The sequence below is a fragment of the Quadrisphaera granulorum genome (assembly GCF_003149145.1).
Classification (GTDB): Bacteria; Actinomycetota; Actinomycetes; order Actinomycetales; family Quadrisphaeraceae; genus Quadrisphaera; species Quadrisphaera granulorum.
In genome coordinates this window covers 329,839-356,079 of the sequence record NZ_QGDQ01000001.1, presented here as the reverse complement: position 1 = coordinate 356,079, position 26,241 = coordinate 329,839, and the positions used below count along the sequence as shown (strand labels likewise).

Here is a 26,241-nt window from a genome sequence, read left to right as displayed (position 1 = left end):
CCATGACGACGTCCCCCGCTCGACCCATCCGGGTGCTCCAGTCGTTCCCCCCGCCGCGCCCCACGACGAACCCTTACATCGTCATGCTCCACGACGCCCTCACCGACGAGGGCTCGCTGGAGGTCTCCACCTTCAGCTGGTCGACGGCGCTCTTCGGCTCCTACGACGTGCTGCACCTGCACTGGCCGGAGAACCTCGCCCAGGGGCACTCGCCCCTGAAGTCCCTCGTGCGCGAGGCACTCACGGGGTTGTTGTGCGCGCGCCTGCTGCTGCGACGGACCGCGGTGGTACGCACAGTGCACAACCTCGAGGTACCCAGCGAGGCGACGCGTCACCAGCGACTGCTGCTCGCCGCGCTCGACAAGCTGACCACGCTGCGAATCGCCTTGAACACCGTCACTCCTGCCGCCGAGGGCGAGCTATGGGAGCTCATCCCCCACGGTCATTACCGCGGCTGGATGGCCCGGTACGAAGAACCGCCGTCCGTCCCCGGAAGGATCGCGTACGCGGGCATGATCCGCCGCTACAAGAACGTCGAGCACCTGATCCAGGTCTTCTCGCAGGTGCCAGGCCCCCTGACGTTGCGCGTGGCAGGGGCGCCGTCCACGGCGCAGCTGCGCTCCTCGCTGGAGTCGCTCGCCGCCGACGACCCGAGGGTGCAGCTGCGACTCGAGCACGTCTCGGACGCGGAGCTGGCCATCGTCATCGGTGAGTCGGAGCTGGTGGTCCTGCCCTACAGCCACATGCACAACTCCGGGAGCGCCCTCATGGCCCTCTCGCTGGACCGGCCGGTGCTGGTTCCGGCCGGTGAGGTGAACGAGCTGCTCGCGCGGGAAGTCGGCCCCGGGTGGGTCCACCAGTACGCGGGCACCCTGACACCCGCCGCCCTGGCCGCAGCCGTGAACACCGCCGCCGGAAGCCACCGAGGCAGCTCCCCGGACCTGTCAGCCCGCGAGTGGGTGCCAGCAGCAGATGCGCATGCGCGCGCCTACCGCCGCGCCGTCGCTGCGCGGCGAGGACGCCGGTACTCGTCGTAGCCGACCTCCAGGGCGCCCATGAGCATGCCCGCGCCGCGTGCGGCCGTGCGGACACCCCGAGCGCGCGACGACAGTCCCCGTGCCCCGGGGCGCAGGGCGCCGGCGCCCAGACGTCCGAGCCCCGCGACGAGCCTGACGCCGCCGCGAGCCACGCCGGCGGTACGCGCGCTCGTCCGGGCCAGGGACCCCGGGGCCATCAAGACGGCCGTCCGAGTCCAGGCGTTGCCGCTGCTGTAGGCCCGGCGCACCACCCACCGCCGCGTCGCGCGCTCGCAGGGCACGATGTCGGTCACGCCGGCCTCAGCGCACCACAGCAGTTCCCCGCCCCGTGCGTGCAGCCGGCGGGTGAACAGGGTGTCCTCGCCTCCGGCGGTGCCGAAGCCCGCGTCGAAGGAGAGTCCTGCGGCGCGCACCGCCCTCAGGTCGAGCAGCAGGTTGTTCGTGGCGGCCACACTGACGGCGCTGCCGGTGGGCAGGCGGCGTCGGTGGAAGAACCCGCCGGCCTGGACCCACGGGTCGAGATGGGTGGCGAAAGCGGAGGTCACGGGGCCGACGACGGCGGCGGGTCGGCGCGCACGCCAGGTCGCGAGGTGCGCGGACAGCCAGCCCGGAACGGGGCGTTCGTCGTCGTCGATGAACACGAGGAGATCCTCGTGCGCGGCGTCGCGCAGCGCTCGGTCGCGAGCCGCCGCGATACCCGGTCGGGGTTCGTGGACGTGCACCACCTCCACCCCCGGCGGGGATGACGCCGCCGCGGCTGCCACCACCGCGGCCGCTCCCGCGTCAGGGTCGTTGTCGACGACGAGCAGTCGGCCCCGCGAGACCCGTTCGGACACCTCGGCGAGCTGGGCCGTCAGCTGCGGCAGGAGCTCGGCGAGGTCACGCGGCCGGCGGTAGGTGAGCACGGCGACGACGACGGCGGGCCGATCTGCGGTAGTCCGCGGCAGCGCCGCAGCCGGCTTCTCCCAGCGGCGCAGGAGACCCGCGAGCACTCCGCGCGCAGCGGCGACCAGGGGCTGCCGATCCTGCAGGAGCCGCCGGCGCTCGCCGTGGAGCACGACGCGCCAGGCGACACGCGGAGTAGCGGCGATCCAGCGCACCCGGGCGCGGCGGTCGAGGCCGGTGGCGGCGAACAACAGCCTGTTCCGCGCCGTGTAGTAGTAGTGGGTCGTCGATTTGGCCGAGCCGCGGCCGTCCATCCGCTGAGTGCCACCCTCGTCGTGGATGACGACCGCGTCGGCGTCCACCTCGACACGCCCGCCGGCCTGCTGCACGCGATGGCACAGGTCGATGTCCTCCCAGTAGAGGAAGTACTCCGCGCGGAATCCGCCGACGGTGTCCCACAGGTGGTCGGTCACGGCGAAGCACGCTCCGCTGACCCACGGCACCACGGCGTCGTCCTCGCGACGGTGACGGGCGGAGCGCACGCTCCCGTCGACGAGGTGCAGGTCGTTCAGCGCCGACCACAGCGTGCCCTCGGGCGTCCTGACCTCGGGGGCGACCAGCAGCATCGGATCCGATTCGACGCGGCGCAGCAGCACGTCGAGGTCGGCGGCGCTCGCCGTGGCGTCGGGGTTGATCACTACATGTACCGCGGCACCCGCCGCTCGGGCCGCGGCGATCCCCGTGTTGACACCGTCTCCGAAGCCGGTGTTCGGCGCCTCGACCAGCACCCATCCTTCGCGCTCGGCCATCGCCCGAGCGCGCTGCCGTTCGGGCGCACTGGACCAGTTGTCGACGACGACAACAACGGCGTCCGGCCGCTGAGACCTCACCTCACGGGCGAGCGGCGCGAGCCCGACCTCGAGCAGCGACGCCGAGGCGTAGTTGACGACGACCAGGGAGGGGCGAGCCCTGCGGGGTTGCCCGGTCAGGAGCTCAGCGCCGTCATGCATGGCCTGTGCGGTGTCGCTGTCCCCTCCACACATCACAAACCCCTCGACGACGCAGCGTGATCACTGCTCCTATCGGGACGGACGGGCGGTGAATGAGGAAGATCTACTGGGCCACATCGGTGGTCGAGTGGCGACGCCCTCGAGTCGAGCGCCCGCTGTTCCGATGGACCCTGCGTGAAGCAGCACCTCACCTCACGCACCATCGAGGTGACAGCAGCGACGACGTGCGCCATCGCGGTCGGCGCAGCCCCGCTGCTGCCGGTGGGCCCGGTGCTCGGCGTGGTGATCGCGATCCTGCCCCTGCTGGTCCTCCTGGTGCTGGCTGTCCGGCACCGGCTGTGGTGGGTCGCCGCAGCGGCGGCACTGCTCACCTGCTCGAACGCCATCTTCCACGTCCTCTGGTGGCAGCACGGAGCGCCGGTGCTGCCCTCCCTGTCGGACGTGTTCTCGGTGCTGGGGTACCTGGCCCTGGCGAGAGCGGCCTGGGTGGCGGCGGGACCCGCAGGTCGTGAGGCGAGCTTCGACGCGCTGCTCGTCGTGCTCGGGCCCGCCGTCGTCATCGTGGCGGCCATCGCACCGCCCGTCGTGACCAACGGGCCCTCACTGGCGGGGGCCCTCACCATCGCCTACCCCGTGCTGGACCTCGTGATGCTGCTGGCGGTGGTGCGAGCGGTGCTGGTGGGGGCGCTGTCCCGCGGCCAGGCGGTCGCGCTGCAGGCGGGGAGCGCGCTCCTGCTGTTCGCCAACGCCGGGTACGTGGCGCTCCTCGCGTGGGCCCCTCACGCCATGACCCACTGGATGGCCGCTCCCTTCGGCCTGGCATGGGCGCTCACCGCGGTGGCGGTGGCGCTCGACGGGAGCGGAGGACGCCCGGCGCGCCCCGTTCCGGCGCGGCGCCGGCGGGTCCGGTCCCGCGTGGTGCTGGTGCTGCTGCCCGCCTCGGCCTGCCTCCCCTCCGCGGCGCTCGTGGCCCAGGGCCTGGCCGGGTGGGACGTCGACTGGCGCGTGCTGGGCACGGGAGCGATGCTCACCGCCGTCCTCAGCACTGTCCGGCTGCACGGCGCGCTGCGTACGGCTGCCGAGCAGGCCGCCGAGCTGGAGCGCCTCGCACACGTGGACGAGCTGACGGGACTGCCCAACCGCCGCGCCTGCACGGCCGCCCTCGAGGAGCTGGCCGTCACAGGGACCGGCTCCGTGGCCTTGGCGCTGCTGGACCTCGACAGGTTCAAGTGCGTCAACGACGCTCAAGGGCACGCAGCCGGTGACGCGCTCCTGCGTGACGCGGCACACGCGTGGCTCGCGGCGCTCCCGGGCACGGCGGACCTCTACCGCTGGGGCGGCGAGGAGTTCGTGGTGCTGCTGCGCGGCGCCTCGCCGGAGGTCGCGCGCGCCGTCCTCGAGGACGTCCGCCTGGCCACCCCGACGCCGCACACCGTCTCCGGCGGGCTGGTGGGCCAGCGGCCGGGCGAGGACTCCGCCTCGGCGCTGGTGCGCGCGGACGCCCTGCTCTACCGGGCCAAGGAGGGGGGCAGGAACCGCATCTGCGACGACGCCACCGAGCGCCCGGCCGACGCGACGACCGCGGGCGCGCCCGGTCCGGACGCGCCCGCGGTCGTCGCAGGGAGGTGAGCCGGCCCGTCGATCAGGCCGTCGGTCAGGCCAGGCGCGCGGCCAGGGCGTCGCCCACCTCGGAGGTGGAGCGCTTCGCCGTCCCGCGCTCGGCCAGGTCGGCCGCGACGGCCGCCTCGACGCGGGCGGCGGCGTCGGTGTGGCCGAGGTGCGCCAGCAGCATGCCCACGCTGAGCACGGTGGCGGTGGGGTCGGCGATGCCCTGCCCGGCGATGTCGGGAGCGGAGCCGTGGACGGGCTCGAACATCGACGGCGCGGTGCGGTCGGGGTTGATGTTGCCGCTGGCCGCGAGGCCGATGCCGCCGCAGACGGCGGCGGCGAGGTCGGTGACGATGTCGCCGAAGAGGTTGTCGGTGACGATGACGTCGTAGCGGGACGGGTCCTGCACGAGGTAGATCGTGGCGGCGTCGACGTGGTTGTAGTCGACAGCGACCTCGGGGAACTCCGCCCCGACGCGCTCGACGGTGCGCCGCCACAGGTGCCCCGCGAACGTCAGCACGTTGTGCTTGTGCACCAGGGTGAGCTTCTTGCGGGGGCGGGCCTGGGCACGGGCGAAGGCGTCGCGCACCACGCGCTCCACGCCGAAGGCGGTGTTGACGCTGACCTCGGTGGCCACCTCGTGGGGCGTGCCGACGCGCAGCGCGCCGCCGTTGCCGGTGTACGGGCCCTCGGTGCCCTCGCGGACGACGACGAAGTCGACGTCGCCCGGGTCGGCCAGGGGCCCGCGCACGCCCGGGAAGAGCTTGCCGGGGCGCAGGTTGACGTAGTGGTCGAGCTCGAAGCGCAGCTTGAGCAGCAGGCCGCGCTCAAGGACGCCGGAGGGCACCCCCGGGTCGCCGACGGCGCCGAGCAGGATCGCGTCCGCGCCGCGGACCTCCTCGAGCACGCTGTCGGGCAGCGTCTCGCCGGTGGCGTGCCAGCGCTTGGCGCCGAGGTCGTACTCGGTGGTGGAGACCTTCGCGCCGGACGGCTCGAGCGCGACGCCCAGCACCTTGAGGCCCTCGGCCACGACCTCCGGGCCGATGCCGTCACCGGCGATGACGGCGAGGTCGATGCTCGAGGGCGGGGTCGACGGCACAGGGGACGCTGCAGCGGTGCTGGTCATGGCCCCAGAGGCTACCGACGCTGCATCTACCCGGCGTCCAGCGGCGGTGCGGGCTCAGCCGTGCAGGGGGCCACCGGCCCGGCGACCACGAGGAACTCGACCCGGGACGTCGTCGCGCTGTCGACGAAGACGTTGTCACCTGGGTCCTCGTCGAGTGCCCGCAGCTCGGCGTCCGTCATCGACCGGGCGGACGCGGTGATGACGAGGGTGGTCCCTTCCGGCGCTCCGCCGGCCGGGACGGAAGCACCGAAGTGCCCCTCGCCGATGGCGACGCTGGTCCCGGAGGGCGTGCGGTCCTGGTCCTCGTCATAGCGACCGGGGGCGCACCAGGTGCCGTCCGGCAGGAACGTCACATCGGCGTGGATCCCCTCCGCCTCCAGCGCCCGTTCCAGGCCCGCGGCGTCGTCGAAGCGGTTGACCTGCACGTCGACGTCCCCCGCTGCGTCACGGCTGACCGCCCACGCCGGTTCGGCCTGGAGGGTGGGGACGACGACGAGCCCACCGGCCACCACGGCTGCGGCGGCTGCCGCCACGAGGAGCGGGTTGCGGGTCCAGCGCCTGCGGGCGCGCTCGTGGGCGCCGCCCGGCGCGGCGCTGCTCTGCTCGGCGCTGCTCTGCTCGGCGACGAGCTCGCGCAGCGCGGTGAGCATGCGGGCGTCGTAGGCGCCCATGCGCTGGTCCTGCTCGAACCGGTCAGGTCGGTCGAGCCTGTCGTTCTCGGCGTCCATGTCAAGCCTCCGTCGATCGGTCAGCTGGGTCGGTGGGGTCGGTGGGGTCGGTGGGGTCGGTGGGGTCGGTGGGGTCGGTGAGAGCAGGGAGGGCGCGGCGCAGGCGCACCCGGGCGCGGTGCAGCCGCACGCGTGCCGCGCCGGGGCTGATGCCGAGCACCTGGGCCACGTCGACGAGTGGGAGGTCGTCGACGACGACGAGCTCCAGCACCGCGCGCAGCGGCGGCGGCAGCGCCGCGAGCTCGCCGTGCAGGTGGCGGGCGCGGGCGGCGGCGTCGACCTGCTCGGCGAGCCGCTCGTGGGCGTCGTCGTCGACGAAGCGCCGCGCCTCGACGCGGCGCTCGACGTGCTGGCGGCGGGCGGTGGCCTCGTGGTGACCGGCGACCACGTGGCGGGCGATGCCGAGCAGCCACGCGACGGGGCTGGCGCGCGCGGCGTCGTAGGTGCCGGCGGAGCCGATGGCGCGGACGAAGACGTCGGCCGTGAGGTCGGCGACGTCGTACGGGTCGCGCACACGCCGCGCGACGAAGCGCTCCACGTCGCGGACGCAGGCGCGATACAGCGCCTCGAGCGCGTCGGGGTCGGCGCCGATGCGGCCACACAGATGCGGCAGCTCGTTCGTGCTGCCGGGCCGGCCATCAGACCGGCTTGGTCGGCTCCTCGCGGCGGGAGGCGTGCTCACACCCCTCCTTGCCGTGGGGCAGCGGAAGCGTTACACGGTGCCGCCAGGGTGGCGGACGTCCATGATCACGGAGAGGAGGGGGCGTGCTCGCCGGTCTGCACGGCCCACAGGCCGGCGTAGGCGCCACCGCGGGCGACGAGCTCGTCGTGCGTGCCGCTCTCCGCCACGCGCCCGGCGGACAGCACCCAGATCCGGTCGGCGTCGCGGACGGTGGACAGGCGGTGCGCCACCACGAGGGCCGTCCGGGTGGCCGTGACCCGCGCCAGAGACCGTTGGATGGCGGCCTCGGTCTCGGTGTCGACGGCGGAGGTCGCCTCGTCGAGCACGAGCAGCGCTGGGTCGCGCAGCAGCGCCCGTGCCAGGGCGAGCCGCTGGCGCTGTCCGCCCGACAGCGTCTGGCCGCGCTCCCCCACCACGGTGGCGTACCCGTCGGGCAGGGCCGCCACGAAGTCGTGCGCCTCGGCGGCGCGGGCGGCCTCCTCGACCTGGGCGTCGGTGGCGTCGGGGCGGCCGTAGGCGATGTTCTCGCGCACGGTGCCGTGGAAGAGGAAGGCGTCCTGGCTGACGTAGCCGATGGCGCCCCGCAGCGAGTCCCAGGTGAGCTCGCGCACGTCGCGCCCGTCGAGCAGCACCGATCCCGCGCGCGGGTCGGCGAAGCGCAGCACGAGGCGCAGCAGGGAGGACTTGCCCGCGCCCGTCGTCCCCACCACGGCGTGGGTCTCGCCGGCGGGGACCACCAGGTCGACGCCCTGCAGGACGTCGGGTCCGTCGTCGTACCCGAACCGCACCCCGCGCAGCTCCAGGGCCCCGCGCGGCGGAGACGGCAGCGCGACGCTCCCCTCCACGGCGGACGGGCGCAGCTCGAGCAGCCCGAAGATGCGCCGCGTGGAGGCCATGGCGCGCTGGTAGAGGTCGAGGGTCTGGCCGAGGTCGGTGAGCGGCCACAGCAGGCGCTGCGTCATGAAGACGAGCACGGTGAACAGGCCCACCTCGAGGCGGCCCTGGAGCGTGTACCAGCCGCCGAGCAGCAGCGTGGCGGAGAACCCGGCGAGGATCGCCATCCGGATCAGCGGCACGAACGCGGAGCTGGAGCGGATGGCCCGCGCGTTGGCCAGCCGGTACTCGCGCGAGGCCCTCGCCACGCGGGCGCTCTCGCGCTGCTCGGCGGTGAAGGCACGGATGGTGGCGACGCCGCCGAGGTTCCCGGCCACGACCGCCGCAACCTCACCCGCGGTGGAGCGCACGTCGGCGTAGAGCGGCTCCAGGCGGCGTTGGAACCGGATCGAACCCCACGCGATGACGGGCACCGGCAGGAACGCGAGCACCGTCACCTGCCACGACGTCGCCCCGAAGACGATCCCCACGAACACCACCGTGAGCGCCGTGTGCAGCACCGTGCGCGCGCCGACGTCGAGGAAGCGCTCCAGCTGGTTGACGTCGTCGGAGAGCACGGAGAGCACCTGGCCGGACGGCGTGCGCTCGTGCCAGCCGATGTCCATGGCCTGCACCGCCGTGTACGCCTCGGTGCGCAGCTCGTCCTGCACGGCCTGCGCCAGGCCCCGCCACAGGACGGACGCTGCGTAGTCGGTGAGCGACTCCACCACCCACACGAGGGCGTTGACGACGGCGACGACGACGAGCTGCTCGAAGCGCCCCTCGATCCCGAAGACCGTGCCCACGAAGGAGTCGGACCCGCGCACCACGATGTCGATGGCCACGCCCAGCAGCAGCTCCGGCGCGACGTCCGCGGCGGTGTTGAGCACGGTCATGAGCACCGCGAGGGCGAAGCGCGGCCGGTACCTGCGGTGGTGGCGCCAGAGGGCGCGCAGCGGCGGCGTGGCAGAGGTCACGGACCACCACCTTAGATGGCGGGTAAGGATCCCCTTACTTCCGCTGGGCCGGGTCGAGATGGGACGCTCCGGCCTCGTGGGCATCGAGACCGGACACCTCCGCGAGCCGGGCCGTCCCGGGCACGTGGTGTTGGCGCAGGCAGACTCCGCTCCCTACGGCTCTCTGCGCTCGCGGCCGCTTCCTCGCGCGGAGCGGTACGCACTGGGGAAGGACCTGCGGCATCAGGTGCCGCGCTCCGCTTTGGCGGACTGGCAGCCCGCGGCAGACCGGCGCAGCGTCGTCGACCAGATCCGCGAGGCCCACGAGGGCCGTCTGGAGCGGCTCGTTCCGGTGCGCATCGGCCGCATGGCGGCGAGCCCCTACGGCTTCCTGCGGGGCACAGCGGGTCTCATGGCCGCCGACCTCGCCACCCTTCCGGCCACCGGCATCACGCCGGTGATCTGCGGTGACTCCCACATCGGCAACGTCGGCCTGTACGGCTCGCCGTCGCGGGAGCTGGTGCTGGACCTCAACGACTTCGACGAGGCGCACCCCGGCCCGTGGGAGTGGGACCTGCGGCGGCTCGTGGCGAGCACCTGGGTCGCCGGCCGGCAGGCCGGGCTCACGGAGGACTCCTGCGCTCGCGCGGTCCGAGCAGCCGTGCGGGGCTACCGAGAGCACCTCCACGAGCTGTCCGAGCAACCGCTGCTGGAGCGCAGCTGGACGAGCTTCGGCGTCGATCGCCTGGCCAGCGCCACGAAGGACCCGGGCCTGCGCCACGAGGTGGAGCGGGCCGCCAAGCGGGCCCGCCACCGCACCAGTGACCGCGCGCTGCCCCGCTTCACCGAGGTGGTGGCCCAGGAGGCACCCGACGACACCCCGGGCGGGGCCGTGTTCACGCGGCGCATCGTGGTCGAGCCACCGCTCATTACCCGCCCCGAGCCCGACGACGCCCCCCTGCTCGCCGAGGCACTCGACAACTACCTGTCCACGCTCGCGCCGCACTGGGGCCGTCTGCTCGGCGGGTACACGCTGGTCGACATCGCGCACAAGGTGGTCGGCGTCGGCAGCGTGGGGCTGCGCGCCTACGTGGCGCTGCTCGAGGGCTCCGACAGCAACGACGTGGTGTTCCTGCAGCTCAAGCAGGCTCGACGCTCCGTCGTCGCCCCCTTCGTCCACGGCGACAACGCCTGGCACAAGCACCAGGGCCAGCGGGTGGTGGAGTACGAGCAGGCGCTGCAGACCACCTCCGACCCGCTGCTGGGATGGACGACGGTCGGCGAGCGGCAGTACTACGTGCGGCAGTTCCGGAACATGAAGGGCAGCGTGGTGCTCGACGGCATCGGCGCCAACGCGCTCCGCGACTACGCCGGCGTGTGCGCCCAGCTCCTGGCCAAGGGGCACGCCCGCACGTCGGGTGCCTCGATGATCGCCGGGTACCTCGGCTCCTCCGACAAGGCCGACGACGCGCTGGCCACCTTCGCGCGCCGCTACGCCGACCAGACCGAGGCCGACCACGCCGAGCTCGTCAAGGCGGTCCAGCGGGGCCTGCTGCCCGCTGAGCGGGGCGTCTGAGCACCTCTGCCCCAGGCCTCCTGAACAACGACTGCCCCGTTCTCGAAACGCGTCTGTCACAGCTGAGGTGCAAGCTGTGCTGCCATGGCGACGACGACGACGGGCACCGTCTCCGACGAAGGCCTCAAGCGGACCATCACCGGCCGGCTCCTGTACTTCTACGTTCTCGGGGACGTTCTCGGCTCCGGCGTGTACGTGCTCATCGGCCTCGTGGCCGGCGCAGTCGGCGGGGCGTTCTGGATCGCCTTCGCAGCGGGCGTCACCGTCGCCGCGATCACGGGTCTGGCCTACGCGGAGCTCGTCACGAAGTATCCGCAGGCCGCCGGGGCGTCGCTGTACGTCAGCAAGGCGTTCCGCAATCCGACGCTGACGTTCTTCATCACCATCTGCATGCTCTCGGCGTCGTTCGCCGCCATCGGCTCCCTGGCCAGCGGCTTCTCGCGGTACTTCGGCTCCCTCTTCGACCTGCCACCGGCCCTGCTGGTCTCGGTGGTCTTCGTGGCGCTCGTCGCGGTGGTCAACTACATCGGCATCACGGAGTCCGTAGTCATCAACATGGTGATGACCTTCGTCGAGGTCGCCGGTCTCGTCATCATCGCCGCCATCGGCGTCATCGCCCTGACCAGCGGTGATGCTGACCTGTCGGTGCTGACCGAGTTCTCCACCGAGGGAAGCCCGATCATCGCCGTCGTCGCCGGAGTCACGCTGGCGTTCTTCGCCATGACCGGCTTCGAGAACGCGGCGAACGTCGCGGAGGAGACCATCAATCCCTCGCGGAACTTCCCCCGCGCACTCGTCGGCGGCATGGTCACAGCCGGCGTCATCTACGTCATCGTCGCCGTATCGGCGGCGCTCGTCGTCCCCGTCGACCAGCTGGCCGGCGCCGACGCCGCCCTGCTCGAGGTGGTGGAGGCGGGGCTGCTGCCGCTGCCCGTCGGAGTCATGATCATCCTGTTCTCCATCATCGCGATGATTGCCATCAGCAACACCACGCTCGTCACCACCGCCGCCGGGGCACGGATCCTCTACGGCATGGGCCGCGTCGGGGTGATGCCCCGCGTGTTCGCCCGGGTGCATCCCACGCGGCGCAGCCCGGTCGTGGCGCTGGGCTTCACGCTGGCCGTCGTCGTCCTGCTCATGATCGTGGGGTCACTCTTGACCGCGCTGGGCGGGCCCGACGTCGTGGAACGGCTCGCCACCATCACGGTGGTCTTCCTCGTGTTCGTGTACGCGCTGGTCATCGTCTGCGCGCTCAAGCAGCGCGGCAAGGACGAGCACGACGGCGTCTTCCGCGCCAACACGCCGCTGCTGCTGCTGGGGATCGTCGGCAACGCGGCGATCCTCGTCTACACCATCGTGGATGACCCGACGTCCCTGTACTGGGTGGCCGGGCTGCTGGCGGTCGGCGGGGTGCTCTACGCGGTGCAGCGTGCCCGTGGCGGCGGGGCGAACCACGAGGCGCTGCTCGCGGACGGTGTCGAACGTGCGGGCGACCCGGACGTGCCCGACGGTGTGCCTGACGAGAGGAGCCGCTGATGGCGACGAGGGTGGTCGTGGCGACCGACGGGTCGCTGGAGTCACTGGAGGCCGCGCGGGCGCTGCCCGGGCTGCTCGACGCCGCGCACGTCGAGGAGGTCCTCGTGGTCGCGGTGCTGAGCCCGACGGCCGCGGTGCCGTTCCGTGACGAGATCGGCTCCGCCGGACGACCCAGCCCGGGGCCCGACCCGACGTCACCGAGCTACCGCCAGGAGGCCGAGTCCGCCGTGGCCGTGGTGGCTGCGGCCCTCGAAGGCTGGGCCGCGCGCGTGCGCACCCAGGTGCGCAGCGGCTCGGCGGCGGCCGAGATCGTCGAGGCGGCCGAGGAGTTCCGCGGCGACCTCATCGTGCTGGCCTCCGGCAGCAAGGGCCTCACCAAGACCGTGCTGCTGGGGTCGACGGCGCTGCGGGTGCAGCACTCCGCGCCGTGCTCGGTGCTCGTCTGGCGCCCCACCCGCACCTGAGGTCAGTGGGGGCGGAGGTCAACGAGGCCGGCGCACCCGGATCGGACCCTTGGCGGTGTCGGGGTCGACGACGACGCCGCGCTGCGTGATCTGAGCACGGCCCGCCACGACGAGCCGACGGGCCGCAGCGCGGACGGGCTCCATGAGGTCGCGCCAGCCCTCGCCGTCGTCGCCCAGCATGCCCAGCTCCCCGGCGACCACGCGGGCCGCCTCGGACGGGCACACCGAGGACGACGACGGGCGCGCGTCCAGCAATCGCTCCAGCGAGGCCTCGAGGGCGGCGTCGACGTCCCGGCCGGTTTCCGAGCGGGCGCGGCGCCGGCAGGCATCGGAGCAGTAGCGGACGCCGTCCCAGTCGCGCTCCCACTTCCTTCGCCACGTGATGGTGCGACCGCACACCGCGCACGGCTTGGTCGGCAGCTCCACTCGGCCGGCGCTCCTGCTCACGCCAGCGTCAACGCTGGGTGGATCCGCGCCACTCCCTGGATGGCACAGGGCCACCCCGTGCCATTCCGGGGGACGTGGCGTGGGATGGCCCTGTGCGGGACGCGAGGCGTCAGCGGGCGGCAGAGCCCTCGACGTAGTCGTCGTCCTTGGTCTCGACCCAGCTCATGAGCTTGCGCAGCTCGGCGCCGGTCTTCTCCAGCTGCGAGCCCTGCTGCTCGGCGCGGAACTTCTTGAACTCCGGCGCGCCGGCGTCCTGGTCCTCGATGAAGCGGCGGGCGAACTCGCCCTTCTGGATGTCGGTGAGGACGTCCTTCATGCGCGCCTTGACCGAGGCGTCGATGACGCGGGGGCCGGAGACGTAGTCGCCGTACTCGGCGGTGTCGGACACCGACCAGCGCTGCTTGGCCAGGCCGCCCTCGTACATGAGGTCGACGATGAGCTTGAGCTCGTGGAGGCACTCGAAGTAGGCGACCTCGGGCTGGTAGCCCGCCTCGACGAGGGTCTCGAAGCCGGCCTGCACCAGCGCGGACGCGCCGCCGCACAGCACGGCCTGCTCGCCGAACAGGTCGGTCTCGGTCTCCTCGGTGAAGGTGGTCTTGATGCCACCCGCACGCAGACCGCCGATGCCCTTGGCGTAGGAGAGGGCCAGCGGCCACGCCTTGCCGGACGCGTCCTGCTCCACGGCCACGATCACCGGGACGCCACGGCCCTCGGCGTACTCACGGCGCACGAGGTGGCCCGGGCCCTTGGGGGCGACCATGGCGACGTCGACGTCGGCCGGGGGCTTGATGTAGCCGAAGCGGATGTTGAAGCCGTGGCCGAAGAAGAGCGCCTTGCCGGCGGTCAGGTGCGGCTCGACGGACTCGGCGTACACGTGGCGGGCCACGTGGTCCGGCACGAGCAGCATGATGACGTCGGCCCACTCGGCAGCCTCGGTGGCCGAGACCACCGTCAGGCCCTCGGCCTCGGCCTTGGCGCGGCTCTTGGAGCCCTCGGCCAGACCGACCTTCACCTCGACGCCGGAGTCGCGCAGCGACAGCGAGTGGGCGTGGCCCTGGCTGCCGTAGCCGATGACCGCGACCTTGCGGCCCTGGATGATCGACAGGTCGGCGTCGTCGTCGTAGAACATCTCAGCCACGGTGGCTGTCACTCCTTCAGTAGGGATCTCGGAAAGTCTTGCGGACGGGTGTCAGGCGCTGCGCGGTGCCCTCATGCGCTGCGCAGGGCCCGGTCCGTGATGGAACGCGAGCCGCGGCCGACGGCCACGACGCCCGACTGGACGATCTCGCGGATGCCGAACGGGTCGAGCACCTTGAGCAGCGCGGCGTTCTTCTCCGGCGCGCCGATCGCCTCGATGGTGAGGGCCTCCGGGGCGACGTCGACGACGGACGCCCGGAAAACGTTGACCACGTCTAGCACCTGGCCACGGGTGGTGGCGTCGGCGCGGACCTTGACGAGGAGCACCTCGCGCTGGACCGAGGTCTCCGGCTCCAGCTCGACCACCTTGAGGACGTTGACCAGCTTGTTGAGCTGCTTGACGACCTGCTCCAACGGGGAGTCCTCGACGTCGACGACCACGGTGATGCGTGAGAGCGACGGGTGCTCGGTGGGGCCGACGGCGAGGGAGTGGATGTTGAACGCGCGGCGCGCGAACAGCGAGGCGACGCGTGCCAGGACGGCGGGCTTGTCCTCGACGAGGACGGACAGCGTGTGCCGCTCGGTGCCGTTACCAGTGCTCATCGCGTCGTCCCGTTCATCTCCAGGCCGGTCTCCGGGTCCTGCTCTTCGCGGTCCCACACGGGCGAGAGCCCGCGGGCGTACTGGATGGCGTCGTTGGAGACGCCGGCAGCGACCATCGGCCAGACCATGGCGTCACGGTGGACGACGAAGTCGACGACGACGGGCCGGTCGTTGACGCTCATCGCCTTGTCGATGACGGCGTCGAGGTCGGACGGGTCCTCGCAGCGCAGGCCGACGCAGGCGTACGCCTCGGCCAGCTTGACGAAGTCAGGGACGCGCTGGCCCTTGGCCCGCCCGACGCCGGTGTGCAGGTCGGTGTTGGAGTAGCGGCCGTCGTAGAACAGCGTCTGCCACTGCCGGACCATGCCGAGGCTGGAGTTGTTGATGACCGCCACCTTGATCGGGATGCCCTCGATCGCGCAGGTGGCGAGCTCCTGATTGGTCATCTGGAAGCAGCCGTCGCCGTCGATGGCCCAGACGGTGGCGTCCGGACGGCCGACCTTGGCGCCCATCGCGGCGGGCACGGAGTAGCCCATGGTGCCCAGGCCGCCGGAGTTCAGCCAGGTGTTGGGGTTCTCGTACCGGATGAACTGCGCGGCCCACATCTGGTGCTGGCCGACGCCGGAGGTGAAGATCGTCTCCGGGCCGCTGATCTCGCCCAGGCGCTGGATGACCTTCTGCGGGCTCAGCGAGCCGTCCTCGGGCTCGTCGTAGCCGAGCGGGTAGGTGGTGCGCAGGTCGTCGAGCTGGCGCCACCAGCCGGCCAGGTCCGCGCGGCGGCCCGCGGTGTGCTCGGCCTGCAGTGCCGGGACGAGGTCGGAGATGACCTCCTTGGCGTCACCGACGATCGGGACGTCGGCGCGGCGGTTCTTGCCGATCTCCGCCGGGTCGATGTCCGCGTGGACGATGGCGGCGCCGGGCGCGAAGCTCGAGAGCAGGCCGGTCACGCGGTCGTCGAAGCGGGCGCCCAGGCTGACGATGAGGTCGGCCCGCTGCAGCGCAGTCACGGCGGCCACGGTGCCGTGCATGCCGGGCATGCCCAGGTTGGCCGGGTGGGAGTCGGGCAGCGCACCGCGCGCCATCAGGGTGGTGACCACGGGCGCGCCGGACAGGTCGACCAGGCGGCGCAGCTCGGCGGAGGCACCGGCGCGGATAACGCCGCCACCGACGTAGAGCACCGGGCGCTTCGCCTCGGCGATCATCCGGGCTGCCTCGCGCACCTGCTTGGAGTGCGGGCGCGTGGTCGGGTGGTAGCCGGGCAGGTCGAGCTCGGCCAGCGACGTCGGCCACTGGAACGTGGTCATCGCCTGCTGGGCGTCCTTGGTGACGTCGACCAGGACCGGTCCGGGGCGGCCCGTCGAGGCCAGGTGGAAGGCCTCGGCGATGACACGGGGGATGTCGGCGGGGTCGGTGACCAGGTAGTTGTGCTTGGTGATCGGCTGGGTGATGCCGACGATGTCGGCCTCCTGGAAGGCGTCGGTACCGATCGCCTTGGAGGAGACCTGCCCGGTCACCGCGACCATCGGCACCGAGTCCATGTGGGCGTCGGCGATGGCGGTGACGAGGTTGGTGGCGCCGGGGCCCGACGTCGCCATGCAGACGCCGACGCGGCCGGTGGCGGCGGCGTAGCCCTGCGCGGCGTGCCCGGCGCCCTGCTCGTGGCGCACGAGCACGTGGCGCAGCTTCGTGGAGTCGAGCAGCGGGTCGTACGTGGGCAGGATCGCACCGCCCGGGAGGCCGAAGACGACCTCTACTCCGGCGCTCTCGAGGGAGCGCACGATGCTCTGCGCCCCCGTGATCCGCTCGGTCGTGCGCTCCGGCGCGCTGCTGTCCGACGGGGCTGCGGTGCCCTCGGTGCTGGCCGTGCTCATCGGTCCTCCTGGTGCTGCTGTGCTGCTGGTCCGGCGTGGACGGGTGCTGACTGGCGGTGCGAGCAGCCCGGCACCCCTTTCCCGCCGGGCATGGAAAGACCCTCCGGCTCCGGTGGTCGGGAGCTCAGGAGGGTCGCGCGCGGCGGGACGTCGACGACGGCGTCAGCTCGCGCGCGGCGCGAGTACGACGACGAGGATGCCCATGCCGCGAGAGTAGCCCCCTCCGGCGGACCCTGTCAGCCACCGGGACGCCACGTCTCACCTGTTGAGACGTGGCGTCCCGCTGGTTGAGCCGGACGTGTCTCAGGCGAGGACGGCGCCGCCGCTCGCCGAGCCCACCAGCTTGGTGTACTTCGCCAGGACGCCGCGCGTGTAGCGCGGGGGCAGCGGCTCCCAGCCCTCGCGGCGCGCGGCCAGCTCGGACGCCTCCACCAGCACGTCGAGCGTCTTGTTCTTGACGTCGAGGCGGATGCGGTCGCCGCTGCGCACGAAGGCGATCGGGCCGGCGTCCACGGCCTCGGGAGCCACATGGCCCACGCACAGGCCGGTGGTGCCACCGGAGAAGCGCCCGTCGGTGAGCAGCAGCACGTCCTTGCCGAGGCCCGCGCCCTTGATGGCACCGGTGATGGCGAGCATCTCGCGCATGCCCGGCCCGCCCTTGGGGCCCTCGTAGCGGATGACCACCACGTCACCAGCGGTGATGGTGCCGTCCTCCAGGGCGTCCATGGCGGCGCGCTCCCGGTCGAAGACACGGGCGGTGCCCTCGAAGACGTCGGACTCGAAGCCCGCGGACTTCACGACCGCGCCGCCCGGCGCGAGCGACCCGTGAAGGACCGTGATGCCGCCCGTGGGGTGGATGGGGTTCGCCAGGGCTCGCAACACCTTGCCGTCCGGGTCCGGCGGGGCGATGTCGGCGAGGTTCTCCGCCATCGTCTTGCCGGTCACGGTCATGACGTCGCCGTGGAGCAGGCCCGCGTCGAGCAGCGCCCGCATGACCACCGGCACGCCGCCGATCCTGTCGACGTCGGTCATGACGTGCTGCCCGAAGGGCTTCACGTCGGCCAGGTGCGGCACGCGGGAGCCGACCCTGTCGAAGTCGGCCAGGGTCAGGTCGACCTCGGCCTCGTGGGCGATGGCCAGCAGGTGCAGCACCGCGTTGGTGGAGCCGCCGAACGCCATGACCACGGAGATCGCGTTCTCGAACGCCTCCTTGGTCATGATGTCGCGGGCGGTGATGCCCTGCGCGAGCATCTCCACCACGGCCTGGCCGGATCGTCGGGCGAAGCCGTCACGGCGGCGATCGGTAGCAGGCGGGGCGGCCGAACCGGGCAGGCTCATGCCGAGCGCCTCGGCGGCGCTGGCCATGGTGTTGGCGGTGTACATGCCACCGCAGGCGCCCTCGCCCGGACAGATCGCCCTCTCGATGGCGGTGACGTCCTCACGGCTCATGAGCCCGCGCGAGCACGCGCCGACAGCCTCGAACGCGTCGATGATCGTCACCTGCTTCTCCGTGCCGTCGGAGAGCTTGGCGAAGCCCGGCAGGATCGACCCGGCGTAGAGGAACACGCTGGCGAGGTCGAGGCGGGCGGCGGCCATGAGCATGCCCGGCAGCGACTTGTCGCAGCCGGCCAGCAGCACTGAGCCGTCGAGGCGCTCGGCCTGCATGACGGTCTCCACGGAGTCAGCGATGACCTCGCGGCTCACGAGGGAGAAGTGCATGCCCTCGTGGCCCATGGAGATGCCGTCGGAGACGGAGATGGTGCCGAACTCCAGCGGGTAGCCCTGGGCGGCGTGCACGCCGTCCTTGACGGCCTTCGCCAGCCGGTCGAGCGAGAGGTTGCAGGGGGTGATCTCGTTCCACGACGACGCCACGCCGATCTGCGGCTTGGCGAAGTCGTCGTCGCCGAGTCCGACGGCACGGAGCATGCCGCGGCTGGCGGTGGCCTCGAGCCCGTCGGTGACCTGGCGGGAGCGGGGCTTCATATCGGCCTGGGTCATGCTCGCGATCCTACGGTGGCGTAGGAAGTCACCCGACGACGACGTTGAGCGGCTCCTGACCCGCCACCAGCCGCTCGACCTGGGTGCGGAGCAGCCGCAACGCCCGCGGACGCATCGCCGTCGTGTGGCCACCGACGTGCGGCGAGATCAGCACGTTCGGCGCAGCCCACAGCGGGTGGTCGGCCGGCAGCGGCTCGGGGTCGGTCACGTCGAGGGCTGCGTAGAGCCGCTCGGAGCGCAGCTCCGCGAGCAGAGCGTCGGTGTCGACGATGGGGCCACGGCCGACGTTCACCACCAGCGCCCCGTCGGGCAGGGCCGCGAGGAACGCCGCGTCGACGAGCCCGCGGGTGGTGTCGTTCAGAGGTAGGCCGATGAACACCACCTCCACCGACGGCAGCAGCGTGGGCAGCTCGTCGATGCCGTGCACCGGGCCGCGCTCGTCGCTGCGAGCGGTGGTGGCCACCCGCACGAGGTCGACCTCGAACGGGCCGAGCCGGTCGGCGATGGCCCCGCCGATGCCGCCGGTGCCGAGCACGAGCACGCGCCGGTCGGCCAGGGAGGGGCGCTGGACGGTACGCCACCGGCCCTGCTGGGCGTCGCGGACGGCATCGTCGAGGCCGCGCAGACTCGCCAGCGCGAGAGCGAGCGCCAGCTCGGAGGTGGACGCGTCGTGGATACCCGCGCCGTTGGCCAGGCGCACGCCCTCGGGGAGGCTCTCGACCAGGTTGTCGTAGCCGGCCGACAGGGCCTGCACCAGCTGCAGGGCGGGCAGGCCTCCGACGGTCTCGAGCGCACCTGCCGGATGTGCGTACGGCACCACCACGTACGCCACGTGGTCGGCGTCGTCTCCGAGCGCCTCGCGCGGATCGGAGTCGACGTCCCAGACGAGGCTGCGCACCCCGGCGGGCAGGTGCGGCGCGAGCGCCTCCTGCCAGTCGGCGTCAGGCAAAGTGATCAGCAGCTGGCCGGTCGTCTGGTCGGTCACGGGCAGCAACCCTGTCAGCCGTCCGGCCCGTCGTGCCACTCAGTGCCCACCCCCGACTGGCCACGCGACCTGCGGCGGGTGACGCTGGAGCGTGGATCACGGACGCCCCTCCCGCCGCCGCACCGCTCTGCCCGCCGTCCTCCTCAGCGCGGCAGCAGTGGCGCTGGCGGGCTGCTCCGGTCAGGACGCCGCGGCGCCGGCGCCCGCGTCCACCAGGCAGCTGCCCGCGCCGTCGTCGTCCTCCCCCTCCTCCCCCGAGGCGCCGCTGTCACCCGGTGCGCAGCTGCCGGCGGCCCTGGCCGCCGGGCACGCGCTGCGCGGCACCCCGGGCACCGCGCAGGACGTCGTCACCGGTCTCGACGTGCCCTGGAGCATCGCCGTGCTGCCCGACGGCAGCGCGCTCATCAGCGAGCGCGACACCGCGCGGGTGCTGCGGGTCTCGCAGACCGGCGGCACGTGGCGCGCGGAGCAGGTCACGGCGACCGGCCCCGCTGGAGCCGTGCCCGACGTCGAGCCCCGCGGGGAGGGCGGCCTGCTGGGGCTGGCGCTCTCGCCGTCGTTCGCCCAGGACAGCTGGCTGTACGCCTACACGACCACCGCCACGGACGACCGGGTGGTCAGGATGCGGTACTCGGCCGACGACGCCGGAGGCGCCGGCACCCTGTCGGCTCCGGAGCCGATCATCACGGGCATCACCTCCGCCACCGTCCACCACGGCGGCCGACTGGCGTTCGGTCCCGACAGGATGCTCTACGTCACCACCGGTGACGCCAGCGCACCGTCGACGGCGCAGGATCCGCAGGCCCTCACCGGCAAGGTGCTGCGCCTCACCCCCGACGGGCAGCCGGCGCCGGGCAACCCCGTCGCGGGTTCACCGGTGTGGACGTGGGGCCACCGCAACCCCCAGGGCATCGGCTGGGACAGCGCCGGGCGGATGTTCGCGGCGGAGTTCGGGCAGAACACGCAAGACGAGCTCAACCTCCTGCAGCCGCAGCGCAACTACGGCTGGCCGCTGGTGGAGGGCGCCGTCCCGGGACCGGACGGCAGCGACGCCGACGTCACCGACCCGGCGTTCACGGCCCCGCTGGTGACCTGGCCCACCTCGGACGCCTCCCCCAGCGGGCTGCTCGTCACCGCCGACGCGGTCTACGTCGCGGCGCTGCGTGGGCAGCGGCTCTGGCGCATCCCCCTGGACGACGGGGTGCTCGGGCAGCCCGAGGCGCTCCTCGACAGCGAGCACGGGCGCCTGCGCGACGTCGTCGCGGGGCCCGACGGTTCACTGTGGGTGCTGACCGACAACACGTCGCGCGGGCGCCCCACCGCCGGCGACGACAGACTCCTGCGTCTGCCGCTCACCTGACGCCACGTGACCCACCTGCGAGGGACCTGGCTGCGAGGGACCTGGCTGCGAGGGACCTGACTGCGAGGGACCTGGCTGCGAGGGAACAGCGAGGTGGGCGACGAACTCCTCCGGGGTCAAGGCCTTCGACCACAGCCACCCCTGCCCGAGGACGATGCCGAACTCGCTGACCATGCAGGCCTGCGCCTGGTCCTCGATGCCCTCCGCGATCACCTGCAGCTCCATCGCCCGGCTCACGGAGGCGATGGCGGCGAGCAGCGCCCGCGACCGCTCGCTGCGGGAGGCCGCGGCGACGAGCGACCTGTCGACCTTGACGTAGGTCACCGGAAGCCGCTCCAGGTAGCTCAGGGAGGAGAACCCGGTGCCGAAGTCGTCGATGGCGAGGGCCACACCGGCGGCGTCGAGCTCGAGCAGGGTGCGGAAGCCGGGATCGTCTCGGGCGACGAACAGCGACTCGGTGACCTCGACCGTGATGAGCTCCAGCGGCACGCCGCAGGCGGCGGCGGTGGCGCGCATCCGCTGGGTGTAGTCGGGTCGGCGCAGCTCGTGCACGGAAGCGTTCACCGCGACCCGTAGGCGCCGCTGGAGTCCCCCGGCCGCCACGTAGGCCTGCAGGCCGTGGCGCAGCACCGACGTCCCCAGTGGGTGGACCAGCCCGGTGGACTCCGCCAGCGGCACGAACTCGTCGGGGCGCACGTGGCCGAGCTCCGCGTCGTTCCAGCGGGCGAGCAGCTCCACTCCGGAGGTGCGGCCGGTGGGGATGTCGACCACGGGCTGCAGGTGCGCCACCACGCCGTCGTGAGCGAGGGCCCGGCGCAGCGCGGCCGTCACGGCCTGATGCCGCTGCGAGCTCGCCGCCATGGCCGTGTCGTGGACGGCGGTGCCGCCGTCCTGAGCCTTCTTGGTGGCGCGCAGGGCCGCGGAGGCGTCAGCGAGCACGGCGGTCGGGTCGGCGGCTCCAGGGTGGGTCGCCGCCACGCCGGCGCTCGCACTGAGCGGGGTCGATCCCGGCACCGACGCGGCAGCGACGGCCGCCAGGGCCGCCCGGGCGCACGTCAGGCCGGCCGCTGCGTCACCCGGGCCTCGGAGCACGAACTGGTCTCCGCCGAGACGGTGCACGGTCCACCCCGACGGGGCGGCGTCGCGCAGCGCACGGGCCACGCTCCGCAGCGCCTCGTCTCCGAGGGTCGCGCCGAGCTGGGCGTTGTACTCGTAGAAGGAGTCGATGCCCACCTCGACGACGGCGGTGCCGGCGCGGTCGCGCTCCCGCTCGACCAGCTCCAGGAGGTCGCGGCGGTTGGGCAGGCCGGTCAGGTCGTCGGTGCGGACCTGCCGCTCGAGGTCGGCGACGAGCGCGGAGCGGACCCTGCGGGCGACGAGTTCACGGACGGACCCCAGCACGGCCACCAGGCCGAGCAGGGACCCGCTGACGACGTCGAGGTACCGACCGCCCGGCCCCACGGTGATGGCCATGGCGCCGACCACGGACCCCGACACCGCGAGCACGGCCACCACGCCGGACGTCACGGGACGCGCGCCCGACAGGGTCAGCACCGCGACGGCCGCCAGGCTGCAGCCGAGGACGACGGCGGCCGCACCGACCGCCACCTTCCAGAACGGGCCTGGCGCGGCGTCCAGCGCGGGCTGTACACGCAGCAGCCACAGGATCAGGGCAGCGGCGGCACCGATGACGACGGCGTCGAGCCAGCTGGACCGCCGCGCCTCACCTGCACTGATCGCGTGACCGCCCATACCCGTGTGTCGGTCTCCCGTAAGGGATACTTGATGCGTCAGGCTCTCACGGAAACGCGCTCCAGGACGAGTTCTCTCACACGCGCCGCGTCCGCAGAGCCACGAGTGGCCTTCATGACCGCTCCCACGATGGCACCGGCCGCCTGGACCTTGCCGTCGCGGATCTTTCCGGCGACGTCGGGGTTGGCGGCCAGCGCCTCGTCGATGGCGACGAGCAGCGCGCCGTCGTCGGAGACCACGGCCAGGCCACGCGCGTCGACCACCTGCTGCGGGTCGCCCTCGCCGTCGAGCACGTGCTCGAGGACCTGGCGGGCGAGCTTGTCGTTGAGCTTGCCGCCGTCGACCAGCGCCTGCAGCTGCGCCACCTGCGCCGGGGTGACGGGCAGCTGCTCCAGGGAGGTGCCGCGGGTGTTGGCGGCGCGGCTGAGCTCACCGGTCCACCACTTGCGGGCAGCGGCCGGCGGCGCCCCGAGCGCCACGGTCGCCTCGACGAGGTCGAGCGCGCCGGCGTTGAGCAGGTCACGCATGTCGAGGTCGGTCAGGCCCCAGTCGGTCTGAAGACGACGACGGCGCGCGGCGGGCGGCTCGGGCAGCGCGGCGCGCAGCTCCTCCACCCAGGCAGGGTCCGGAGCGACGGGCACCAGGTCGGGCTCGGGGAAGTAGCGGTAGTCCTCGGCGTCGGACTTCACGCGGCCCGACGTCGTCAGGCCCGTGTCCTCGTGCCAGTGGCGCGTCTCCTGCACCACCGTGCCGCCGCCCAGCAGCACGGCGGCCTGGCGGGACACCTCGTAGCGCACCGCCCGCTCCACCGACCGCAGCGAGTTGACGTTCTTGGTCTCGGTGCGGGTGCCGAGCTTCGCGTCCGGCGCGTCACGCAGCGAGAGGTTGACGTCGCAGCGCATCGAGCCCTGCTCCATCTTGACGTCGGAGACGTCCAGGCCGCGGAGCAGGTCGCGCAGGGTGGCAACGTAGGCGCGCGCCACCTCGCCGACACGGGCACCAGCGCCTGCGATGGGACGCGTGACGATCTCGATGAGCGGGATGCCGGCGCGGTTGTAGTCGACCAGGGAGTACTCGGCGCCGTGGATGCGACCGGTGGCCCCGCCCACGTGCGAGGACTTGCCGGTGTCTTCCTCCATGTGGGCGCGCTCGATCTCCACGCGGTGCGTGAAGGCCGGCAGTGAACCGTCCTCGGAGGCCGGCACCTCGACGTCAAGCCAGCCGTCGAACGCGATGGGCTCGTCGTACTGGCTGGTCTGGAAGTTCTTCGGCATGTCCGGGTAGAAGTAGTTCTTCCGCGCGAACCGGCACTGCGCCGCGATGGAGCAGTTCAGCGCCAGCCCGATCCGGACCGCAGACTCCACCGCCTTCGCGTTGAGCACCGGCATCGACCCCGGCAGACCGAGCGACGTCGGGTCGACCTGGGTGTTCGGCGCAGCGCCGAACTCCGTGGGAGCGCCGCTGAACATCTTCGTCGCGGTGTTGAGCTCGACGTGCACCTCGAGGCCCACCACGGGGTCGAAACGGGCGACGGCGTCGTCGTAGGCGATCAGGTCCGGCTGAGTGTTGGTGGTGCTCATGCGGAAGCTCCGGCGGTGGTCGCGAGGCTGGTCGCGGGGATGGTGGGTGCGGGCGTCCACGCAGGGATGCGGTCGAGCAGCAACCCGCCCCAGTCGGCCTTGAGGCGCGCCTCGAGGGCGGCACCGACGCGGTACAGGCGCGCGTCCTCGCGGACGGGCGCGAGCAGCTGCAGTCCCACGGGCAGGCCGTCCTCGGGGGCCAGGCCCACCGGAAGGCTCATGCCGGGGATGCCCGCGAGGTTGGCGGGAATGGTGGCGACGTCGCCGAGGTACATGGCCAGCGGGTCGTCAAGCTTCTCGCCGAGGGTGAACGCCGTGGTCGGTGCCGTGGGGCTGACGAGCACGTCGACCTGCTCGAACGCGGCGTTGAAATCGCGCTGCACGAGCGTGCGGATCTTCTGGGCGCTGCCGTAGTAGGCGTCGTAGTAGCCGCTGGAGAGGGCGTACGTGCCCAGGATGATGCGGCGCTTGGCCTCCGCGCCGAAGCCCTTGGCGCGCGTCGCGGCCATGACCTGCTCGGCCGTGACCTCGGAGGGGTGAACGCCGTCGGGCATGACGCGCAGCCCGTACCGCATGCCGTCGTAGCGGGCAAGGTTGCTGCTCGCCTCGCTAGGGAGGATGAGGTAGTAGGCGCCCAGGGCGTGCTCGAGGCTGGGGCAGCTGACCTCGACCACCTCGGCTCCGGCGGCGCGCAGGTGGTCCAGCGCCTCCGCGAACCGCTGCAGCACTCCCGACTGGAAGCCCTCGGCGTGCCCGGTGCCACCCAGCTCGGCCACGACGCCGACGCGCACGCCCGTGAGGTCACCGCGCGCGCCCTCGCGGGCGGCGGCGACGACGGCGGGCACCGGGTCCTTCAGAGAGGTGGAGTCGCGCGGGTCGTGGCCGCCCATGACCTCGTGCAGCAGCGCGGTGTCGAGCACGGTGCGGGCGCACGGCCCGCCCTGGTCGAGGCTGCTCGCCAGCGCGATGAGGCCGTAGCGGGAGACACCGCCGTAGGTCGGCTTCACGCCGACGGTACCCGTGAGCGCCGCGGGCTGGCGGATGGAACCGCCGGTGTCGGTGCCGGTGGCCAGCGGCGCCTCGAAAGCGGCCAGCGCCGCGGCCGACCCACCGCCGGAGCCGCCGGGGATGCGGTCGAAGGCCCACGGGTTGCGGGTGGGGCCGAACGCGGAGTGCTCGGTGCTCGACCCCATGGCGAACTCGTCCATGTTGGTCTTGCCGAGGGTCACCAGGCCAGCGGCGTGCATCTTCTCGACGACGGTCGCGTCGTACGGCGGGATCCAGCCCTCCAGCATGCGCGAGCCCGCGGTGCTCGGCAGGCCGCGCGTGACCATGACGTCCTTGACGGCCACCGGCACGCCGGCCAGCGGGTGCAGCTCCTCGCCGCGGGCACGGTCAGCGTCGAGCTCGGCGGCACGGGCGAGCGCGCCCTCGCCGTCGACGTGGAGGAAGGCGTGGACGCCGGCTTCGACGGGGCCGTCGACCTCGGCGATGCGGTCGAGGTGGGCCTGGGTGAGCTCGACGGCGGAGACCTCACGGGCGGCCAGCGCGGCGGCCATGGCGGCGGCATCGAGGCGCGTGAGGTCGCTCATGCGTCCTCCCCCAGGATCCGCGGCACGCGGAACTTGTCGTCCTCGGCCTCGGGGGCCGCAGCCAGCGCGTCGGCGGCGGTGAGCACGCCGTGCACGACGTCGGGGCGGGTGACGTTGGTGAGCGGCACCGGGTGGCTGGTGGCCGGGACCGGCTCGCCCGTGGCGCGCTCCGCGGCAGCGACGGCACCGGTCACCGAGGCGACCGCGTCGACGATGGCGGTGAGCTGATCGGCGAGGTGGTCGAGTTCGGCGTCGGGCATGTCGATGCGGGCCAGCCGCGCGAGGTGCGCGACCTCCTCGCGGGGAAGGGCGGGCATGGGAGCCGAGTCTAGGAGGCTCCCCTGGTCGCCGTCCGGCGGTCGCCCCCCACCCAACCCCTCGCCCACGATCAAGGAAACTGCGCACGCCTCGGCGCGTGCACAGCTTCCTTGATCG

At 72.8% G+C, this 26,241-nt stretch carries 21 protein-coding genes; 6 read left to right on the top strand and 15 right to left on the bottom strand.

The features are described 5' to 3' along the window. Nucleotides 1–83 precede the first annotated feature (83 nt). Nucleotides 84–1,037, top strand: coding sequence for a glycosyltransferase family protein (locus tag BXY45_RS01595; protein ID WP_211319138.1), 954 nt, complete (start codon nucleotides 84–86; stop codon nucleotides 1,035–1,037). Here BXY45_RS01595 and BXY45_RS01590 read toward each other — a convergent pair. Continuing rightward, nucleotides 989–2,932, bottom strand: a complete 1,944-nt coding sequence (locus tag BXY45_RS01590) for a glycosyltransferase family 2 protein (protein WP_109772509.1) — start codon at nucleotides 2,930–2,932, stop codon at nucleotides 989–991. The two genes, BXY45_RS01595 and BXY45_RS01590, sit on opposite strands and share 49 nt — an antisense overlap. 174 nt (nucleotides 2,933–3,106) lie before the next feature. On the opposite strand from BXY45_RS01590, the gene BXY45_RS01585 reads away from it, so the two are divergent. Then, entirely contained in the window at nucleotides 3,107–4,561 is a 1,455-nt protein-coding gene (locus BXY45_RS01585) for a GGDEF domain-containing protein (protein ID WP_109772508.1), read from the top strand. Nucleotides 4,562–4,586: 25 nt separating this feature from the next. On the opposite strand, the gene BXY45_RS01580 is transcribed toward BXY45_RS01585, so the two are convergent. The 4 genes from BXY45_RS01580 to BXY45_RS01560 form a co-directional block, all read right to left on the bottom strand. Beyond that, nucleotides 4,587–5,666, bottom strand: coding sequence for a 3-isopropylmalate dehydrogenase (locus BXY45_RS01580; RefSeq protein WP_109772507.1), 1,080 nt, complete (start codon nucleotides 5,664–5,666; stop codon nucleotides 4,587–4,589). Between the two features lie 26 nt (nucleotides 5,667–5,692). After that, nucleotides 5,693–6,394 carry a hypothetical protein gene (locus BXY45_RS01575; protein ID WP_170131255.1) on the bottom strand — a complete coding sequence of 234 codons (702 nt, stop codon included), beginning with the start codon at nucleotides 6,392–6,394 and terminating at the stop codon, nucleotides 5,693–5,695. Between the two features lies 1 nt (nucleotide 6,395). Then, nucleotides 6,396–7,076, bottom strand: coding sequence for an RNA polymerase sigma factor (locus BXY45_RS01565; RefSeq protein WP_211319137.1), 681 nt, complete (start codon nucleotides 7,074–7,076; stop codon nucleotides 6,396–6,398). Between the two features lie 65 nt (nucleotides 7,077–7,141). Continuing rightward, nucleotides 7,142–8,926: an ABC transporter ATP-binding protein gene (locus tag BXY45_RS01560; protein WP_211319136.1), complete on the bottom strand. Its 1,785-nt coding sequence runs from the start codon at nucleotides 8,924–8,926 to the stop codon at nucleotides 7,142–7,144. Between the two features lie 76 nt (nucleotides 8,927–9,002). Between BXY45_RS01560 and BXY45_RS01555 the strand changes: the two genes are divergently transcribed. The 3 genes from BXY45_RS01555 to BXY45_RS01545 all read left to right on the top strand — a co-directional run bounded on the left by BXY45_RS01555 (nucleotide 9,003) and on the right by BXY45_RS01545 (nucleotide 12,481). After that, nucleotides 9,003–10,481, top strand: coding sequence for a DUF2252 domain-containing protein (locus tag BXY45_RS01555; protein ID WP_211319135.1), 1,479 nt, complete (start codon nucleotides 9,003–9,005; stop codon nucleotides 10,479–10,481). Between the two features lie 84 nt (nucleotides 10,482–10,565). Next, nucleotides 10,566–12,017, top strand: coding sequence for an APC family permease (locus BXY45_RS01550; protein ID WP_109772502.1), 1,452 nt, complete (start codon nucleotides 10,566–10,568; stop codon nucleotides 12,015–12,017). After that, nucleotides 12,017–12,481 (top strand): universal stress protein, encoded by a 465-nt coding sequence (locus BXY45_RS01545; protein WP_109772501.1) that lies wholly within the window; start codon nucleotides 12,017–12,019, stop codon nucleotides 12,479–12,481. The genes BXY45_RS01550 and BXY45_RS01545 overlap by 1 nt, the downstream gene beginning before the upstream one ends. Before the next feature lie 18 nt (nucleotides 12,482–12,499). Here the strand turns inward: BXY45_RS01545 and BXY45_RS01540 are convergent, their stop codons facing one another. The 6 genes from BXY45_RS01540 to BXY45_RS01515 form a co-directional block, all read right to left on the bottom strand. Beyond that, a complete protein-coding gene (locus tag BXY45_RS01540) occupies nucleotides 12,500–12,928 on the bottom strand; it encodes a DUF2256 and DUF3253 domain-containing protein (RefSeq protein WP_245961591.1) in 429 nt (142 codons plus the stop codon). A gap of 109 nt (nucleotides 12,929–13,037) precedes the next feature. Continuing rightward, nucleotides 13,038–14,057, bottom strand: coding sequence for a ketol-acid reductoisomerase (gene ilvC, locus BXY45_RS01535; RefSeq protein WP_109772697.1), 1,020 nt, complete (start codon nucleotides 14,055–14,057; stop codon nucleotides 13,038–13,040). A gap of 80 nt (nucleotides 14,058–14,137) precedes the next feature. Next, complete coding sequence (ilvN, locus tag BXY45_RS01530) at nucleotides 14,138–14,668, bottom strand: acetolactate synthase small subunit (RefSeq protein WP_109772500.1); 531 nt, start codon at nucleotides 14,666–14,668, stop codon at nucleotides 14,138–14,140. Then, nucleotides 14,665–16,539 carry an acetolactate synthase large subunit gene (locus BXY45_RS01525; RefSeq protein ID WP_109772499.1) on the bottom strand — a complete coding sequence of 625 codons (1,875 nt, stop codon included), beginning with the start codon at nucleotides 16,537–16,539 and terminating at the stop codon, nucleotides 14,665–14,667. Before BXY45_RS01525 ends, ilvN begins: the two co-directional genes overlap by 4 nt. Nucleotides 16,540–16,842: 303 nt before the next feature. Beyond that, the gene (gene ilvD / locus BXY45_RS01520; RefSeq protein WP_109772498.1) at nucleotides 16,843–18,537 is read right to left on the bottom strand and encodes a dihydroxy-acid dehydratase; all 1,695 of its coding nucleotides are present in this window, start codon (nucleotides 18,535–18,537) and stop codon (nucleotides 16,843–16,845) included. A gap of 28 nt (nucleotides 18,538–18,565) precedes the next feature. Further along, entirely contained in the window at nucleotides 18,566–19,522 is a 957-nt protein-coding gene (locus tag BXY45_RS01515) for a 2-hydroxyacid dehydrogenase (RefSeq protein ID WP_211319134.1), read from the bottom strand. A 91-nt stretch (nucleotides 19,523–19,613) separates the two neighbouring features. On the opposite strand from BXY45_RS01515, the gene BXY45_RS01510 reads away from it, so the two are divergent. Then, a complete protein-coding gene (locus BXY45_RS01510) occupies nucleotides 19,614–20,882 on the top strand; it encodes a PQQ-dependent sugar dehydrogenase (RefSeq protein ID WP_211319133.1) in 1,269 nt (422 codons plus the stop codon). On the opposite strand, the gene BXY45_RS01505 is transcribed toward BXY45_RS01510, so the two are convergent. The 4 genes from BXY45_RS01505 to gatC are packed head-to-tail and all read right to left on the bottom strand — an operon-like array spanning nucleotide 20,799 to nucleotide 26,123. After that, entirely contained in the window at nucleotides 20,799–22,634 is a 1,836-nt protein-coding gene (locus BXY45_RS01505) for a putative bifunctional diguanylate cyclase/phosphodiesterase (protein WP_109772497.1), read from the bottom strand. The genes BXY45_RS01510 and BXY45_RS01505 overlap by 84 nt on opposite strands. A gap of 38 nt (nucleotides 22,635–22,672) precedes the next feature. Next, a complete protein-coding gene (gatB, locus tag BXY45_RS01500; RefSeq protein WP_109772694.1) occupies nucleotides 22,673–24,214 on the bottom strand; it encodes an Asp-tRNA(Asn)/Glu-tRNA(Gln) amidotransferase subunit GatB in 1,542 nt (513 codons plus the stop codon). Beyond that, a complete protein-coding gene (gatA, locus tag BXY45_RS01495; RefSeq protein WP_109772496.1) occupies nucleotides 24,211–25,806 on the bottom strand; it encodes an Asp-tRNA(Asn)/Glu-tRNA(Gln) amidotransferase subunit GatA in 1,596 nt (531 codons plus the stop codon). The genes gatB and gatA overlap by 4 nt, the downstream gene beginning before the upstream one ends. Then, on the bottom strand, nucleotides 25,803–26,123 hold the full coding sequence (gene gatC, locus BXY45_RS01490) for an Asp-tRNA(Asn)/Glu-tRNA(Gln) amidotransferase subunit GatC (protein WP_109772495.1): 321 nt from the start codon (nucleotides 26,121–26,123) through the stop codon (nucleotides 25,803–25,805). The genes gatA and gatC overlap by 4 nt, the downstream gene beginning before the upstream one ends. Nucleotides 26,124–26,241 lie beyond the last annotated feature (118 nt).

What these genes read in the sequence shown, in the direction of transcription:
- BXY45_RS01595 (WP_211319138.1), top strand. Translation starts at nt 84, where the DNA reads ATGCTCCACGACGCCCTCACCGACGAGGGCTCGCTGGAGGTCTCCACC.
- BXY45_RS01590 (WP_109772509.1), bottom strand. Translation starts at nt 2,932, where the DNA reads ATGCATGACGGCGCTGAGCTCCTGACCGGGCAACCCCGCAGGGCTCGC.
- BXY45_RS01580 (WP_109772507.1), bottom strand. Translation starts at nt 5,666, where the DNA reads ATGACCAGCACCGCTGCAGCGTCCCCTGTGCCGTCGACCCCGCCCTCG.
- BXY45_RS01575 (WP_170131255.1), bottom strand. Translation starts at nt 6,394, where the DNA reads ATGGACGCCGAGAACGACAGGCTCGACCGACCTGACCGGTTCGAGCAG.
- BXY45_RS01550 (WP_109772502.1), top strand. Translation starts at nt 10,566, where the DNA reads ATGGCGACGACGACGACGGGCACCGTCTCCGACGAAGGCCTCAAGCGG.
- BXY45_RS01545 (WP_109772501.1), top strand. Translation starts at nt 12,017, where the DNA reads ATGGCGACGAGGGTGGTCGTGGCGACCGACGGGTCGCTGGAGTCACTG.
- ilvC (WP_109772697.1), bottom strand. Translation starts at nt 14,057, where the DNA reads ATGTTCTACGACGACGACGCCGACCTGTCGATCATCCAGGGCCGCAAG.
- ilvN (WP_109772500.1), bottom strand. Translation starts at nt 14,668, where the DNA reads ATGAGCACTGGTAACGGCACCGAGCGGCACACGCTGTCCGTCCTCGTC.
- BXY45_RS01525 (WP_109772499.1), bottom strand. Translation starts at nt 16,539, where the DNA reads ATGAGCACGGCCAGCACCGAGGGCACCGCAGCCCCGTCGGACAGCAGC.
- ilvD (WP_109772498.1), bottom strand. Translation starts at nt 18,537, where the DNA reads ATGACCCAGGCCGATATGAAGCCCCGCTCCCGCCAGGTCACCGACGGG.
- BXY45_RS01505 (WP_109772497.1), bottom strand. Translation starts at nt 22,634, where the DNA reads ATGGGCGGTCACGCGATCAGTGCAGGTGAGGCGCGGCGGTCCAGCTGG.
- gatB (WP_109772694.1), bottom strand. Translation starts at nt 24,214, where the DNA reads ATGAGCACCACCAACACTCAGCCGGACCTGATCGCCTACGACGACGCC.
- gatA (WP_109772496.1), bottom strand. Translation starts at nt 25,806, where the DNA reads ATGAGCGACCTCACGCGCCTCGATGCCGCCGCCATGGCCGCCGCGCTG.
- gatC (WP_109772495.1), bottom strand. Translation starts at nt 26,123, where the DNA reads ATGCCCGCCCTTCCCCGCGAGGAGGTCGCGCACCTCGCGCGGCTGGCC.